Origin of the sequence: Chryseobacterium sp. PvR013 (assembly GCF_017833095.1) — a bacterium.
In the GTDB taxonomy this organism is placed as follows: domain Bacteria; phylum Bacteroidota; class Bacteroidia; order Flavobacteriales; family Weeksellaceae; genus Chryseobacterium; species Chryseobacterium culicis_A.
In genome coordinates, this window is the sequence record NZ_JAFIBT010000001.1 from 2,101,323 (window position 1) to 2,119,258 (window position 17,936).

Consider the following 17,936-nt stretch of genomic DNA (forward strand, 5'->3'; position numbering starts at 1 on the left):
AAGATATTAATTTTACTAAAAATCCGGAAAAATTTCTACAGCAATAAAAAAACCGGCTTTCTCCGGCCGGCTTAATTTGATATTAGAAAGAATTAAATAAGACTGTTAATCTTTGAACAGTGATACCCTTGTAAAGGAATCTATCACCACACTACAGCTTATATCGGATTCCATAAAGAGCTGATACCCTTTCCCCGGATCAAGACTTGCAGGGTCTGCAATGGTATAGAAATAAAAAGTAAGAATGTTACCTGTTCCACTTGATCCACTTGGAACCAACTGGATGGAGTTAACTTCAAAACCGGAATCAGGATTTTTAAAAGTAGCTTTTACTGATCCTGAAGAGTTGGAGCCAGGAGTGATCGTAGAGATTACTCTCCAGACATGGACCTGACCGTTAATTTCATTTTCTCTCCATTTACCCGTAGCCGAAATATAAATATTGGAGGTTACTCCAGGAAAGGGAACAGTTGTTTCCGGCCAGCTTGTCGTAGGGCTTGCAGCAAAGACTAATGGTACAGCATAGAGAACTTGTTGTCTTGGGCCGTAACCGCTACCTGCAGCACTTAAACTGAATGAGGGTTTTACATTTGCGTTTCCAGAATTTATTTTAACGACACCGTCGTTACCAGCCTGAGAAGATGTGGGAACAAAAAGCTGTCTCCAGAGGGTACCATCCCAATACTGGAAGTTATTCGTTGTCGTATTAAAAATAAGGGTTCCTGCGGTAAGGTTAGCGTTTACGACACCTGCAGGAGGTACTGTGGAAACGTCATTATCAGCCAGGTTGGTATCCCGGTCAGTATCTGTAAGGCGAGGAATGAGGATTCCTTTCTGGTTGGAAACTATATCCAACACTGCAGCACCATTCGGTGATGAAGTATTGATCCCAACCTGAGCATGCACAAAACTGCTTATGAAAAACAGAATAAACAAGGTTAAAATTTTTCTCATGATATAAAGCTTTTGTAGAATAAAATTACGAATACAGCTTATAAGAATGTTAAAAAAAACATTTTTATATGTCATATTTTATTCGTATTTTGTTAAATATAACAACCTGAAATACATACAATTAAGTCGCAATAATTCACTTTTCGATGACGAATTTTATTTTAACATTTGCAGGATTCTTTTAACAGTCATATATTTACCCTATACTTTATAGAAATTATTAACTTCGCTGTGAAATAACCTTATATAAATGGAAAGAGAACATAATCTTGTTCCTGAGGACACTCTTTGGAAAAGATTCCTTTACCGGATAATTTATCGCTCTGATACGAAGCTTGGAAAACTGTTCGACATCATATTATTGTCTTTAATTATGGCAAGTACTGCTATTATTATGATGGAAAGTGTCCCAAAGCTTGATAAAAGATTCCATTATACTTTTTTGATTCTTGAATGGGTAATCTCTGTTTTCTTCACCCTGGAATATTCTATGCGGATTGCGGTGGTAAAGAATAAACGGAGTTATATATTCAGTTTTTTCGGAGTTATTGATTTTCTGGCGCTGGTTCCTTTTTTCCTTAGCTTTTTCTTCCCTATTACCAAATACTTTCTGATTTTCAGAATGTTGAGAATGCTGAGGATTTTCAGGATTTTCAATTTGCTGGATTTCATGAATGATGGCTATTTAATTGTAAGGGCTTTAAAAAACAGTTCCAGAAAAATTTATATCTTCCTTTTGTTCCTGATTATTTTTTCAGTCATTGTAGGCTCCCTTATGTTTATGGTAGAAGGCGGAAGACAAGGTTTTGAAACAATCCCCCAATCCATTTACTGGGCAGTGGTTACGGTAACCACTGTAGGATATGGTGATGTATCGCCTATTACGCCTTTAGGGAAGTTTTTTGCGGTTGTTCTGATGCTGGCCGGTTATTCCATCATCGCAGTTCCCACTGGTATTGTAACCGCAGAAATGAGAAACAAAAGACAAAACCTTGAACTGGTGTGCGAACGCTGCGGGAATGAAGATATTGATGATGATGCAAGGTATTGTAAGAAATGTGGCAAGAAATTAGCTTAATATTAGTATAAATAAAATTTATTCACCAAATACCACAAAATCATGGAACCGAAACAGAAAAACAAACCCAATAGCTTAGTGATTATTCTTTTTGCACTGATTGTGCTGATGATCATCATCTACTTTATATTAGTCATGTTCTTCCCTACTGTTTTTGATCTTATGAATAAGGGAGATATACAACCGGTACCCAATAAATAAAGAACAATGGGTAATACTCCATCATCAGTGATGGCCACAGGATAAAATATAAAAGAAGAGCAGAATATTCTGTTCTTCTTTTTTTATAAATACTTTCAAAGTCAAAATCCCAACTCCCATAAAAAAGACGGATCATAATGACCCGTCCCCTTCTTTTTATTTAAATGATGAATTATTTTTTAATTGCCTTGATCGTCTGTTTAGATCCATCTTTCATTTCCAGTGTTATTAAATAAACACCCTGCATTAGATCTCTTAAATGAATCACAGATTCAGGGTTTGCAATTGTTTTTACCAATCTTCCTGTAGCATCTGTTACTGATACATTTTTCACTTTTTTAATATCTGAGATATTCAATACATCTGTAAACGGATTAGGATAAACCTGAATAGTGTTTTTCGCTACAGCCGTTTCAGCTGTTGCCAGATTCGCGTTGTTAATACTAATATCATCTATATACAGATTATACTGATCCGGATCTGAATAAGCATTAAATCCAAAGAAATATATTCCTGTTGTAGGAACTGTAAATGTTATAGATTCTGTATGAGCCATTTCATCATTAATTGAAGGATAATCTGCTATAGATCCTGTCATCGCTGATGCATCAGGTGATGTTCCATAGGCAACTTTCAATTTTTCAACATAAGTTGAAGAGTTATTACCATACTTATAACTGATTGTATACTGCACTCCTGCTGTCAGATTCAACCCTTGGGTAAAGAACCATGCATTTCCGGAATTGGAAGAGTTATAATGATAATTTAACACATTGGTAGTGAATCCTTGACTATCAGAAGGAGGATCCATTGTTTCCCAGTTATTTCCTGTTCCTGCATTAACATTGATTGTACAGCCAGGAAGAGCTGGAACGGTAACGTTTTCAAAATCTACCGTATAAGGAAGGTTCACACTTGAACACAATGTCATAAATGTAGCAGAATCACTCCATACACTTTTGCTTGTTGCACTACATGCAGATCTTACCCACACATAATAAGCAGTGGAAGGCGCTAAGCCAGGAATATTATAAGTAGCCGCCGTAATTCCTGTAAAATTAGGTGTACTTGTAGCTGTAGGCGCTGTATTGGTTGTGCTGTAATAAATATCATATCCGTTTGCAGGTACAGGAGTAGCTGCCGTCCATGAAACTGTAGCTCCTCCGGCCGTAATATTTGAAACAACTAAGGCATTAGGTTCACTACAAGCTGGTGCTACATCTATATTAATATCATCCACATACAATTGATTCATATTCGCATCAGAATATGCCTGGAATCCAAAATAATAAACTCCCGTGGTAGTGGGTGTGAAGTTTGCAAAAGCACTTGTTGCTGTACTGGAAACAATATTTGAGTGATCTGCTAATGTATTGGTCATTCCTGCGCCTGTAGCTGAAGTTCCGTAGGCTACCTTTAGCTTTTCTACGTATACCATTCCTTCTGCATTTGCATATTTATATTTAATTCTATAGGTTACTCCTGCAGTAAGGTTAATACCGTTGGTAAAAAACCAGGTATCAGCATTATCGGCATAGTCATAAGAATATTGAAGGACATTTCCTGTAAATCCTTGAGCATCCAGATCACCTGTCTCCCACAGATTTCCTGAACCGTCATTCACTACTGAAGTACAGCTCGGCATATCAGGTGGAGTTATACTTTCGAAGTCCAATGCATATGGCACCCCTACAGAAACACAGGATGTCATAAATGTTGCCATTTGAGACCACGCGCTCTTATTTGAAGTACTGCATACAGAACGCACCCACACATGGTAAGTAGTGGCTGCTGCAAGTGAAGGCAGATCGGCAGTTAATCCACTGCTTGTCCCGGAAACCACTACGGAAGCAGCAGGATATGTACTGGAGGTTGAATAATAATATTCGTATCCGCTGCCCGGAGCAGAAGACGGAGCAGTCCATCCCACCTGAGCAGAATTTGCTGTAACTGCGGATACCGTTAATGCAGATGGTGCAAAACAAGTTGGAACCGCACCAATAACTACTGTATAATCATGAGCTTCTCCATATCCATCAGTATTACAAGGAATAGGATCACTGGAGAACCTGTCTCCCACTCTCATTCTGTAAGTACCAGGAGTAACGGTAGAAGGAATTGTGATAAGCCCTGAGGTAATATTGTTTGCCCCTACAAGAGTACTACTCGCAGAAGCTACAAGTTCCGGAGCTGCATCATCAAAAGTTCCGTCGTTATTAAAATCTATCCAAACACGTACATTCTGATCACTGTAGCCATGTTTAACACTAAAATCATAACTTAAACCTGCACTAAGGTTAATTGTCATAGAAGTGTAATCTCCATATGCATCAGTAGAACAGCCTGTATCAGGATGATCAAATCCGGCACCCGGAATTGCAAAAGAATCTATCACATCTCCTCCACTACACCCACTAGCAAACGCTGGCGTACAGTATGTCTGTGCGGAGGATAAAAAGCCGGCCATTAAGAAACCAACAAGTAAAAAATTTCTCATATAAAAAACAGTATTAGTTAATCAAATCTAGTGAAAATCAGCAATAAAAAAAATATTTTTTTAATTATCTCATAACGAATTAAACTTTTCCTTTAACAAAAGATAATTTCACCTATAAAAAAAGAGACTACTCAAATTGAGCAGCCTCTTCTTCTTATTTTTAAGAAATTATTTTTATCTCTTAATTGCTTTAACGGTTTGTTTAGATCCGTCTTTCATATTCAAAACGACTAAATACAATCCTTCTTTAAGATCTCTCAATTGAAGTTCAGAAGAAGGTTTTTCAATAGTTTTAATCAATCTTCCGGAAACATCAATGATTGAAACAGATTTCACTTTAGACACATCCGAGATCGTTAATGTATCAATAAATGGATTAGGATATACGTTAATCTTATCTGCTTTCACAGAAGTTTCAGAAGTCGCTAAATTAGGATTTTGTTTGATTTCAACATTATCCAAAAGAAGATCATCATAGTAATATCCGTTACCACTTACATTTTTATCAACAGTAAATCTCACCTGAATAGTAGCTCCGATATAAGAAGCAGCTAAAGGAACACTCACTGTTCTCCATTGATTTAAGTTTGTGTTATCTGTAAAAATAACTACCCAACCGTTCCCATCGTTTACCTCTACGGTAAGTTTATTATTATCATAACTTGAAGGCGAAACTGTAGTAGTAGATACTGTAGAATGATTTTTAAACCAATCAAAAGAAACAAGCGGTGCTGTTAAACCTGTTAAATTTACAGAAGGAGTAACCAATTGTACAGTATTTGTACCAGCTCCTGCATAAGGTGAGCTAGCATCTACCCATGCATAGGTACCTGCAGCTTTTCCGTTATTAGCAGGGCTTGCACCATAGTCTGCAGATCCTGCAAATTTCCAGAAAAGGGTTGCATCAGTAGTTGTTGCTGTAGGATTTACATTATTCCAACAGTTTGGTGCTGCTCCATTATCAAAGGTTTGAGTAAAAGGTGCCATAGCAGTTCCACAAAGTGTATTAAATGTAGCAGCAATGCTCCATGCACTCTTATCAGAACCACTACATACTGATCTTACCCATACATAATATGTAGTAGAAGGAGACAGCCCGGCTAAAGGAGCTGAGGTGGTAGTACTTGTTCCTGAAGCTGTAGTAGAGGCAGTAGGAGCCGTACTGTTTGGCGAATAATAATATTCATATCCGTTTCCAGGAGCAGCAGCTGGTGCAGTCCATGAAATACTTGCTCCATTGGTAGTAATTGCAGATACCGTAACTCCTGATGGTTCTGAACAAGTAGGAGTAACATCTATATTAATATCATCAACATAGATTTGATTCATATTAGCAGCAGAATACGCCTGGAATCCAAAATAGTAAACCCCGGTTGCACTTGGTGTAAAGTCTACAAAAGTAATTACAGCAGTTCCTCCGATAATATTCGCATGATCCGCTAAAGTATTTGTCATTCCAGCACTTGTAGCTGAAGATCCGTAAGCAACTTTTACTTTTTCTGGGTACTGTGTTGTTCCGGTTGCATTAGCATATTTATATTTGATTCTGTAGCTAACTCCGGAAGTAAGATTTAAACCTTGTGTAAAGAACCATGTATTGGCAGCATTACTACTGTTATATGAATAGTTAAGCACTTTCCCTGTAAAGCCAGTTGGAGCCGTTGCAGTTTTCCATACATTTCCTGAACCACTATTAATAGCAGTTGTACAATTTGGTAAAGCTGGTGTTGTAACACTATCAAAATCTAAAGCATATGGTAAATTAGATGATGTACACGCTGTTTGGAAAGATCTCACTGTACACGCTGTAGCAGGCCCTGTAATATTAGCTGTATAGGCTGTTACAGAATAATAGTAGGTACTGGAATAATTCAAAGGTGTAGAGAAAACATAAGAGCTGCTAGTTCCACCAGCAATATCCATATCTAAAACATCATTTGCTCCTGAAGTTGTTCCTACTTTTAATTTATAACCTGAAGCCCCATTTATTGCAGTCCAAGTTATGGTAGGCGTTACACTTACTCCTGTAGCACTGGATGCAGGCGCTGTAACTGTAGGACAAAGACCTAATGTTGTGAAGTTTGCTGAACTTGACCATATCCCTTTATCTGTTCCGTTACAATTTCCTCTTACCCAATAATAATACTGAGTTGAAGGAGTCAAACCGGATAAATCTGCAGTTGTTACTCCTGCACCTACAGAACCTGAAGGCGTCACCGTTGCATTAGGGGTAGTTGAAGATGTAGAATAATAATACTCATATCCATTCCCTGGAGGCGTTGTTGAAGCTGTCCAGCTAATCGTTGCAAACTCAGGAGTTAAAGCTGAGGAAGAAAGACCGGTTACTGTACTTGCACAGTTTGGTGTAGTGGTAAAAGATCCTGCGGATGCATATCCACTTCCTGATCCGGCAGCATTTGGAATATGAGAGTAAATAGATTGAGCTGCCCCATTTAAAGCCTGAACCTGAACCTGATAAGTTGTATTCTGAGTCAGTCCATTAATGGTAGCAGTAGCAGCGGATACCGGGTTACCACTGTAATTAGTCCAGTCGCAGCTTCCAATCGCTCTATATTGAACATTATAAGTCGTTGCATCTGTCGGAGCAGTCCAATTGATCGTTGCTGCATTATTGGTTATTGCGGTTGCAGCAGCAAAAGTTCTTACCGGAGCTTGCGTACCAGGCGCCCATGAATATTGCAGCCCAGCCGGGATTTTAACACTTGCATTGGTTGTGCTTGAGAAAATCATAGTACTGTTATTAGCACTCGCTGTAACAGCTTTAGACCAATCGCAGGTAGTTCCAGATGGTACATTTCCAATCATCAGGGAATTTACATTGGATGCATAAGTAGTACTGTTTCCTCTTATCCCTACCTGTGGTGTACTGCCTGAAGTACTGGTACCCGGATCTGTACAGTTTCCGTAGATCACCTTTATTTCACCTGTAGCGTAAACCAACCTGATCTGAAAATTTAATTTTTCAGTAGATCTGTTATGGTAGTTAGCATGATCCTGCCACTGTACCACGAATTCAGTTCCAAGATCCTCATATCTCACCTCATGGTTTCCTGCTGGCTGCGGTGAATCTGTTGATAAAAATCCTCCATCCTGTCCAAAAGCAGAAATTGCTCCTGTAGTTGATCCCAAACTTGACATTGGAGTATAGTTTGTTCCTGAAGGTGCCGCTCCAAATGTTATAAATCCATTGGCGCTCACATAGCATGTTGTCATGGCAACACCGCCAAAGTTAAAAGGCGATGATAGAGGAATTGCGGCAGATACCTCATTGTCATACGTTGTATTAGTTCCGGTAGGGAATAATTTTGTACCTCCCGTAATTGAGGTATAAGCCACCCCGGTACTTTTCGAAAAAGTATAGTTGGCGACATTAGTTTGTGCAAAAACTCCCATACTTAAGGAAGCCAAGCACGATAGTAGTAATTTCTTCATAAAATAGTAATAATAAAAGTTAGGGCGGTAAATTTATAAATATTAATTTAAATTTTAAATGAAAAATTAAAAAATATCATAAAATTTTAAACAAAAACAATTAAAATCAACAGTAAAACCCAATAAAACCAAACGTTTATTTAATTTTAATAACTATTTCATAATTCATGGAAAAATAACAAAACACTGAAAATCAAATATTTAAATTAGCATATAATTAAAATAGACTTCAGAAAATTTTTCTATTTAACATAAAAAATTATTTAAAATTTTTCATCAATATTGAAAATATACAAACAAAAAAAAAAGAGTGACATAAGCCACTCTTTTTTGTATAGGTAATTTTTTCTAGTTTAAATAAAACTCATACTTATTAAGAAGTTGAATTTCCTTAATCAGATCTCCATTCAGGTCCACTGAATGTTTCATAGACTGTACTTCGATATGGGAATCATCCTCAAGGTTTTTAATAAAGAATTTCAGTTTCTGATTTCCTTTATTTCTGTCGAGAACCGTTCGGAAGAAGTCGAGATCTTCCGGTCTTACATCCATCACATCCATGACTAACGAGATACTTTTTGCAAATCTTTCGAAAGCTTCCTGAAGCTCTATCACATCATTTACATTCACAAAGACTCTTCCATCTTTAACCTGAGCAAATTTTATTTTAAAAATAACAAATCTCTGAACCTCCAGCTTCTCTTTCAACCTCATATAATCTCTGTCACCCAATCTGAATGAATAAGATCCGGAATAATCTTCCAGCGTAACAAAAGCCACTTTTTCACCACTTCTGAAACCATCTTTTACTACATATTCCGTAATCAGACCAGCAACAGTATATTCTTTTCCGCCGCCACCGTTTTCTCTTTCTTTCTGCATGGTTTTCCAGTCTTTCTTTTTCTCTTCAAACAGCTCTTCCTGCTTATTTGCAAAAGCCTGCTCTTTGTAAGCATCCACCTCATCCAGATTCAGGAACATGAAGTTACCTTTAGGCTCAGCCTTTTTAGTCACTTCTTCCACTACTTCCTCTTCACCTGCCACAACATCATCGGATATAATTTCTGTAAGATCTACAGCGTCATCCTGAGCATCCTGCTCCAAGACAGGCGCTTCATCTGTCACGACTTTCTCTTCCTCATTTTTTTCAAGAACAGATTTTTTGGAAAGCTGCCCCTGCATAAACTTGAACTGGTACTTGAACTCATCCAGCGGATGCGCAGAAAGATAGAAGCCAATGATTTCCTTTTCTTTGTTAAGCTTATGCATATTCGGCCATTCCGGGCAAGGTGGCAGTTTAGGCTGTTCAATCTGAACTTCTTCCGCAAAATCAGCAAATAATGAATGTTCCATCTCATTTTTACTTTCCTGAAAGCTTTGTCCATATCTGATCAACCGTTCAAGATTGGTTTTTCCGGCCATGTCAATATCAAAATACTGTCCTCTGTGAAAAGAGTCCAGTTCATCAAAACCACCGGCAAGCACCAAACTTTCCGCTACTCTCTTATTCATCTGTGAAGGCAATATTCTTTCAAAGAAATCATAAATATTTTTAAACCTTCCGTTTGCTCTTTCTCTTGTAATTGCTTCACTTGGTCCTTCCCCAATTCCTTTGATAGCTCCCAATCCGAAACGGATCTGCCCTTTTTCGTTTACTGAGAATTTATATTGGGATTCATTCACATCCGGACCTAATACATCCACGCCCATACTTTTACAATCCTCCATGAACATGGTAATTGAATCCGTATTGTTAATGTTATTACTCATCACACTCGCCATATATTCAGCCGGATAATTTGCTTTTAAATAAGCCGTTTGATAAGCAATAAATGCATAACACGTGGAGTGAGATTTGTTGAAGGCATATTCTGCAAAGGCCTTCCAGTCATTCCAGATTTTCTCAAGTCTTTCTTCATTCAGGTTGTTTTTTCTACCTCCTTCAATGAATTTCGGGTACATTTTATTAAGAACGTCAATCTGCTTTTTACCCATCGCTTTTCTCAACGTATCGGCTTCACCTTTGGTAAAATTGGCCAATTTCTGGGACAAAAGCATTACCTGCTCCTGATAAACGGTAATCCCGTATGTTTCTTTTAAATATTCTTCTGTTTCCGGTAAATCATAAACAATCTCTTCAATCCCATGCTTCCTGTTAATAAAGTTTGGAATATATTTAATCGGACCCGGACGATACAAGGCGTTCATGGCAATAAGGTCAGCAAAAACAGTGGGTTTAAGTTCCCTCATGTATTTTTGCATCCCGGGACTTTCATACTGGAAAATCCCTACTGTTCTTCCTTCTTTAAATAGCTGATATGTTTTGGTATCATCAAGCGGAATAAGATCCGGATCAATATCTACATTATATCTTGCCTTCACAAGCTTCAATGCATCTTTAATGATAGTCAGAGTTCTCAACCCCAGGAAGTCCATCTTCAAGAGACCGGCACTCTCCGCCACGGAGTTGTCAAACTGTGACACTAAGATATCAGCATCTTTTGCTGCAATGGTTACCGGAACCAGATTACTCACATCTTCCGGCGTAATGATTACCCCACAGGCGTGAATTCCCGTATTTCTGATACAGCCTTCCATCTTTTTAGCACTTGCCAAAACTCCATGCCGTGCATCATCAGGACTGTTAAGAACATACCTCATCTCATCAACGAGCATCTGTTCTTCCGGTTTTAATTTATCATATTTTGCTAAAGCTTTCGCGATATTCATCCCCGGACTCGGAGGAATCAGCTTAGCAATATTGTTTGTATCAGGAATTGGAACATCCAGTACTCTTCCGGCATCTTTAATAGCAGATTTCCCACCCAAAACCGAGTACGTAATAATCTGTGCTACCTGAGTTTTTCCGTATTTCTCAACTACCCATTTGATAATTTTATCTCTTCCTTCATCATCAAAGTCAATATCAATATCGGGCATGGATACCCTTTCCGGATTAAGGAATCTCTCAAAAAGCAGGTCATATTTAATAGGGTCTACATTGGTAATTCCAATACAGTAAGCTACAGCAGAACCTGCAGCAGAACCCCTTCCCGGACCTACCCAAACCCCCATTTTACGGGCTTCATTACAGAAATCCTGTACAATAAGGAAGTACCCCGGATAACCGGTATTGGCAATTACTTCAAGCTCGAAGTCAAGACGTTCTTTAATATCCTCTGTAATACCATCTACACCATATCTTTTCTTTGCTCCTTCATACGTAAGATAGGTAAGATATGCCATTTCTCCTCTTTTTCCTCCGTCTACCTCATCTTCAGCATGGATAAATTCTTCCGGAATATCAAACTTCGGAAGGAGAACATCTCTTTTTAAGGTATAGGGTTTAAACTTTGCTGTAAATTCTTCATACGCATCAAATGCATCAGGATATGCTAAAAAGGCCTCTTTTATTTCATCGGAATTCTTGATATAATATTCACCTGTTGCCAGCCCTCTTCTTTTACCAAACCCTTTCCCAATAGGCGTTGTCAGCTTTTCACCATCTTTGATACAGCTTACAATATCCTGGATATTGGCATCATCTTTATTGGTATAAAAAGTCTCATTCTGCGCTAAAATTTTAACATTATATTTATCCGCGAAATGGAGTAAAACATCATTTAAATGCTCTTCTTCAGGCAGTTTATGATTTTGGATCTGAACATAAAAATCATCTTCAAAAGTATCTTTCCACCATTTGAAAAGCTCCTCTCCTTTCTGTTCACCGGTATTTAAGATGGCATCAGGAATATCACCCATAATTCCGGAGGTGAGTGCAATCACTCCTTCTTTATATTGTGCTATCAGTTCTCTGCTCACCCTCGGAACCCCAAAATAGAATCCTTTCAGAAAACCGATACTGGAAAGTTTTGCCAGGTTTTTGTACCCGTTAAAATCTTTTGCCAAAAGTACTACCTGTGTTCTCCTGTCGGGATCATCTTTGGTAAACTGCTTTTGTTCATAACGTTCCGAAATATAGAATTCACAGCCAACCACAGGAATAAGCGGTTCAGAAACAGGCTCTTCTTCATTGAACTCCGTTCCGTTTTCTTCTGCTTCCTGTTTTTTTGCTAAATATTCTTTATGCTTCTTTGCCCTGTCCCCATTGGCACCTTCCACTGCTGATACGAACTTAAAAGCTCCCATCATATTTCCAAGGTCCACCATACCGACAGCCGGGAAATTTTCGTCAGAAGCTTTTTTAATCAAATCATTGATACTCGATGTAGCCGTCAATGTCGAGAAAACACTGTGACTATTAAAATTGAAATATTTCCCTAAATCAATTTCATCAATACTCCCGAAATCCTGTTGCTTTTTCTTATTATGAAAATCTGCAACCTGCCTTCTGATAACAATATTAAAAGGCTTAATCGGATCAGGATAAAGACTTCTGAAATAAGCAAGCTGATCTTCTGAAATCTTTAAGGTTTCAGCAGGCACAACTCCGATTCTTACCATCTCAAAGAAAGCTCTGGCTGTAGCATTTACATCGGCAGCAGCATTATGGGCTTCATCAAATTTATTCCCATAAAGTTTTTCATAAAGCTCTTCCAATTTCGGAGGTTTGAATCTTCCTCCCCGACCTCCGCCAAGCTGACAGTAGTCGGTTCCCAAAATCATGGTATCTGCTTTGGGTTTTTCCTGAAGATTATCTTTCAGGTTTTTTCTGTAAAATTCTGCTCCTACAATATTATAGTCGAATTCTACATTATGCCCGGAAACCACTCTTACCCTTTCAAGGACTTTAGAGAACTCTTCAAGAATCTCCTGGAGATCTCGTCCTTCTTCATTGGCAATCTTGGTGGTAATTCCGTGAATACGTGCGGCATTGAAGGGAATATCATACCCTTCAGGTTTTATTATATAATCCTGGTTTTCAATTAAGTTCCCATCATCATCGTGCACTTGCCATGCAATCTGAACCATTCTTGGCCAGTTATCCGAGTCTGAAAGCGGAGCGTTGAAATTTTTTGGTAAACCGGTTGTTTCTGTGTCAAAAATTAAATACATATAATGTTCTAACTTTTTTATAAAAGAGAATGTAAAGTTACTTCATTTTTTCCAATTTCATATCAAAAACACAAAGAATCAACCCTAGCCCCAACAACAAAATAACGTGATTTTATTAAAAAAATAAACAATTCAAACAATCATGAAATAAAATATTAAAATTTCATTAAAAAAATTAGAATTATATACTAAAACCAACTAGGTATCAGTTTTTTACCATAGATTTGATCAACTGTATTTTTAACAATTTATTACTCAAAATGAAGAAACAATTACTTTTACTCAGTGTTTTAGCTATTACGCTAATAAATGCACAAAACAATGAAGAATTAAACCGATCATTTGAACGTCAGAGAATAGACAACAATGAAAAATTTGAGGCTTATATATCTAAACGATATAACGCTAACAGAACTCCTGAAGTTTTAAAAGAGATTGAACAGCAAAGAACCAATCTGGCAGGTTTTTTACCTGGCAACAAACCGTATTTTTTCAAGGCTCATGATATGGACCAGATTAAAAATTCCAATGCTGATTTTTTACAGGGAGGAAACATTACGGGCTTAACAGGTTCATTCAATGGAGAAGGTATTAAATTTACTATTTTTGACGGCAGTACTTCCTCCAGTGTTGCGAGAGTATTTGCCGGACACGTTTTTTTTAACAACCTTCCTAACAGAATCACAAACAAAGAAAGCAGCACCGTTAATTATGGAGACCACGCAACAGCCGTTTCCAGCTTTATTGGAGCGAAAGACTATCCATACACCGTAACCTTTACGAACGGAACAACCAGACAAGTCAATTTCAAAGGTATTGCACCTAACTCTACCATTGTAGCCTATGCTTTTGGAACCTCTGTTCTGGATGGAGAAACTACCCAAAGCACGGTATTTCAAAAAATCATCAAGGCACAACCTAATATTTCAAATCACTCCTATGGAAGTAACCAGGGATGGGCAGATCCTCAGCTGATTAACAACGAACCGTCATGGGTCTGGAATGGAGCTTTTACCAGCCCAGGCACTTCTTTTGACGCTCAGGGAACTTATCACACAAATGATCGTGATTATGATCAAATTGTATACAATAACCCTTCTTACATTATTATAAAATCTGCTGGAAACTCTTTTGGCGATGGACCTAGCGCTGCTACAAGTACTTATAAAAAATATTATACAGATAACACTGGAAATTTAGTAGAATTTGCAGCAACAGATACACTTCCTCCCAGCAATTGCGCACAGGGATACGACTGTATCGGGATTGGTTCTCTTGGAAAGAATATCATTGTGGTAGGTGCTGCAGACAGAATTACAACTAATGATGGAAGATATACAGCTTCTTCAGATGTTATCCATTCCAGTTACAGCAGCGCAGGACCAAGGGATGACGGAGGTATAAAACCGGATATTACTGCTGTAGGAACAAGTGTTGCGAGTGCATGGACTGATAATAACGCAACAGGAGGCAGTAAAATTACTATTGGAGACGGGACTTCTTATTCTGCCCCTGTCGTAACAGGTATTGTGGGACTTTGGACACAGATCAATAAACAGTTGTTTGGAGGAAATGTTTTAAATGCTGCATCAGCAAAAACCTTAATGGTTCACTCAGCTAAAGAAGCAGGAAACATAGGCCCTGACCCACAGTTTGGATGGGGCTTTATTGACTCGAAAAAGGGAGCGGAACTTCTTGTAGGAAAATCAAATAACACTATTATTTTCAATGATGAAACTTTAAACAGCGGAGTTGCCAATGTAAAAACAGTAAAAGCATCAGGTTCAGAGCCGTTAAAAGTGACCATATCCTGGATAGATCCTGAGTTCACCAACTTCACCAATCAATGGAGCAATATTTACAATAACAGAAGCTCCAAGCTGATTAATGATCTGGATCTGAAAATTACAGATACAACTACCAACACCGTGTATTATCCGTGGAAACTGGATGCCAACAATCCTATGACTCCTGCCACAAAAGGAGATAATACTGTAGACAACGTAGAACAGGTTGTAATTGATGCTCCGGTTGCCGGAAGAACTTATAAAATTGAGATCACCAACAAAGGCATATTGAAAAATAACTCAGGAGGCAATGCTCCTCAGAACTATTCTGTCATCGTAACAGGATTTACCGAGCTATTAGGAACTAAAGACCTTTCAAATCCTCTTAACAATCTCGCTATCTCCCCAACGATCACAAAAGATGTTACAAACATTCTAAAAGCACCTAAGAAATCTACCTTCAATGTGTATGACCTTACAGGTAAAAAACTGCAAAGCGGCACTATAAATAATGATAAAGAAACGATAGATTTATCTGCTTACACAAAAGGAATCTACATCATTGAAGTAAAAACAGACAAAGATGTTATTTCTAAAAAAGTGATCAAGGAATAACCTATATAAACAAAGATTTTTCACAAAATACTAACAGTTGTTAGTATTTTGTTTTTTTATGTATATTTGCTTCCTATGGAAAATGCACTTCACGAAAAAGTTTCTCAGGATATATTACTCAAAGCGTATAATCATATGATGCTGGCCAAGGCAATGGCTGATATTTATGAAGAAAACAGAAACATATGCAAATATGTTCATAGTACTTCAAGAGGCCATGAAGCCATTCAGCTGGCAACAGCCTATCAGCTAAAGAAAGAAGACTGGGTTTCTCCTTATTACAGAGACGAAAGTATTCTTTTAGGAATTGGTTTTGAACCTTACCAATTAATGCTTCAATTACTGGCTAAAGCTGACGACCCTTTTTCAGGAGGAAGATCTTATTATTCTCACCCTTCAAGTAGGGATGAAAACAAACCGAAGATCGTTCATCAGAGCTCCGCAACCGGAATGCAAACCATCCCTACTACAGGAGTAGCACAGGGAATTAAATATATTCAGGATTTCAATCTTCAGAATTTTGAAAATAACCCTGTGGTTGTATGCAGCCTTGGAGACAATTCGGTTACAGAAGGTGAAGTGAGTGAAGCGCTACAATTTGCAGCATTACACCAACTTCCTATCATATTTTTGGTTCAGGATAATGAATGGGGAATTTCCGTAACGAAGGATGAAGCAAGAACCTGTGATGCTTATGATTTTGTAGCAGGATTCACGGGATTAAGCAGAATGAGAGTAGACGGGACTGATTTCGTGGAAAGTTTCGAAGCCATGAAAAAAGCTGTAGATTTTGTAAGAACAGAAAGAAAACCTTTGGTTGTCTGTGCAAAAACAGTACTGATTGGCCACCATACTTCAGGAGTAAGAAGAGAATTCTATAGAGACGAAGAAGATTTAACAAAACATAGAGCTAAAGATCCGGGAGAAATCCTTAGAAAACATTTACTGGAAACAGGTGTTGATGAGGATCTTTTAAAGCAAATCACCAAAAAGGCCCGTCTTGAGGCAGAAGAGGCTTTCGAAAAAGCTAAAAATGCAGAAGATCCAAAGCCTGAAACTGTAATGCAGCACATTTTTGCTCCTACTCCAATTACTGAGGAAACAGGAACACGTGAGCCTGCTAACGGAGAAAAAATTGTAATGGTAGATGCAGCCATCCATGCTATACAGGAATTGATGTGGAAACATCCTGAAGCTCTGCTTTACGGACAGGATGTGGGGGAAAGAATCGGTGGTGTTTTCCGTGAAACGGTTACTTTAGGAAAAAAATTCGGAAGCAAAAGAGTTTTCAATACAGCCATTCAGGAGGCTTATATTATTGGATCTACAGCCGGAATGAGCGCTGTGGGATTGAAACCCATCGTTGAGGTTCAGTTTGCAGACTATATCTATCCGGGAATCAACCAGTTAATCACAGAGATTTCAAAATCCAGCTATTTAAGTGGGGGAAAATTCCCTGTAAGCAATATCATCCGTGTTCCTATCGGAGCCTATGGCGGCGGCGGTCCTTACCACAGTGGAAGTGTTGAAAGTATACTCGCCAATATCAAAGGAATCAAAATAGCTTACCCAAGTAATGCTGCAGACTTTAAAGGTTTATTAAAAGCAGCTTATTATGACCCGAATCCGGTAGTAATGCTGGAACACAAAGGGTTATACTGGAGTAAAGTTCCGGGAACTGAAGATGCTAAAACAATAGAGCCTGCTGAAGACTATGTGCTTCCATTTGGAAAAGGTAAAGTAATCATTGAGGCTGATAAAGATGAAACTGAAAAAGGCAGAACTTTATTAGTGGTTACTTATGGTATGGGAGTTTACTGGGCTAAAGAAGCCGCTAAGAATTTCAATGGAAGAGTTGAGGTGATTGATCTGAGAACATTAATTCCTCTTGATGAAGAACTTGTTTATGAAAGAGTAAAAGCGCATGGAAAGTGTATTGTTCTTACGGAAGAGCAGCTTAACAACTCTTTTGCAGAAGCTTTTGCCCACCGTATTTCTAAGAACTGCTTCAAATATCTTGATGCGCCTGTAGAGACAATGGGATCACTGGATGTACCAGCCGTTCCTATCAATCTGGTTCTGGAAAAAGAAATGCTTCCCAATGCTGAAAAGCTCAGCAATAAGATCGAAGAAATGCTGAAATATTAATTTTATATCAACTTAAAACCTCTAAAAATTTTTAGAGGTTTTTTTATGCATTTTTTTCACTACTTTTAATTAAGATTATCAATCTCAATTCTAGCTCATTATAAACTAAAAAAACTTGACTACCCATTATCTGACAGGCATTACAAATTAAAATCTATTATAGTTTGGTATTTATTTTGTCTGTACA

General features: G+C 38.0%; 8 protein-coding genes. 4 read left to right on the forward strand and 4 right to left on the reverse strand.

Features of this window, described 5'->3' with window-relative positions; all coding sequences use genetic code 11:
• Positions 1 to 105: 105 nt before the first annotated feature.
• The gene (locus tag JOE44_RS09275; RefSeq protein ID WP_245169748.1) at positions 106 to 954 is read right to left on the reverse strand and encodes a hypothetical protein; all 849 of its coding nucleotides are present in this window, start codon (positions 952 to 954) and stop codon (positions 106 to 108) included.
• Positions 955 to 1,204: 250 nt separating this feature from the next.
• On the opposite strand from JOE44_RS09275, the gene JOE44_RS09280 reads away from it, so the two are divergent.
• The gene (locus tag JOE44_RS09280) at positions 1,205 to 2,032 is read left to right on the forward strand and encodes an ion transporter (RefSeq protein ID WP_209785337.1); all 828 of its coding nucleotides are present in this window, start codon (positions 1,205 to 1,207) and stop codon (positions 2,030 to 2,032) included.
• Positions 2,033 to 2,074: 42 nt separating this feature from the next.
• Entirely contained in the window at positions 2,075 to 2,233 is a 159-nt protein-coding gene (locus tag JOE44_RS09285; protein ID WP_165791728.1) for a hypothetical protein, read from the forward strand.
• Positions 2,234 to 2,405: 172 nt separating this feature from the next.
• Here the strand turns inward: JOE44_RS09285 and JOE44_RS09290 are convergent, their stop codons facing one another.
• From JOE44_RS09290 to dnaE, 3 genes are all read right to left on the reverse strand, one after another.
• Complete coding sequence (locus JOE44_RS09290) at positions 2,406 to 4,730, reverse strand: GEVED domain-containing protein (protein WP_209785338.1); 2,325 nt, start codon at positions 4,728 to 4,730, stop codon at positions 2,406 to 2,408.
• 174 nt (positions 4,731 to 4,904) lie between these two features.
• Positions 4,905 to 8,183: a fibronectin type III domain-containing protein gene (locus JOE44_RS09295; protein WP_209785339.1), complete on the reverse strand. Its 3,279-nt coding sequence runs from the start codon at positions 8,181 to 8,183 to the stop codon at positions 4,905 to 4,907.
• A gap of 348 nt (positions 8,184 to 8,531) precedes the next feature.
• Positions 8,532 to 13,199: a DNA polymerase III subunit alpha gene (gene dnaE, locus JOE44_RS09300; RefSeq protein WP_209785340.1), complete on the reverse strand. Its 4,668-nt coding sequence runs from the start codon at positions 13,197 to 13,199 to the stop codon at positions 8,532 to 8,534.
• A gap of 260 nt (positions 13,200 to 13,459) precedes the next feature.
• Between dnaE and JOE44_RS09305 the strand changes: the two genes are divergently transcribed.
• Complete coding sequence (locus tag JOE44_RS09305) at positions 13,460 to 15,601, forward strand: S8 family peptidase (protein ID WP_209785341.1); 2,142 nt, start codon at positions 13,460 to 13,462, stop codon at positions 15,599 to 15,601.
• 75 nt (positions 15,602 to 15,676) lie between these two features.
• Positions 15,677 to 17,749 (forward strand): alpha-ketoacid dehydrogenase subunit alpha/beta, encoded by a 2,073-nt coding sequence (locus JOE44_RS09310; protein WP_209785342.1) that lies wholly within the window; start codon positions 15,677 to 15,679, stop codon positions 17,747 to 17,749.
• Positions 17,750 to 17,936 lie beyond the last annotated feature (187 nt).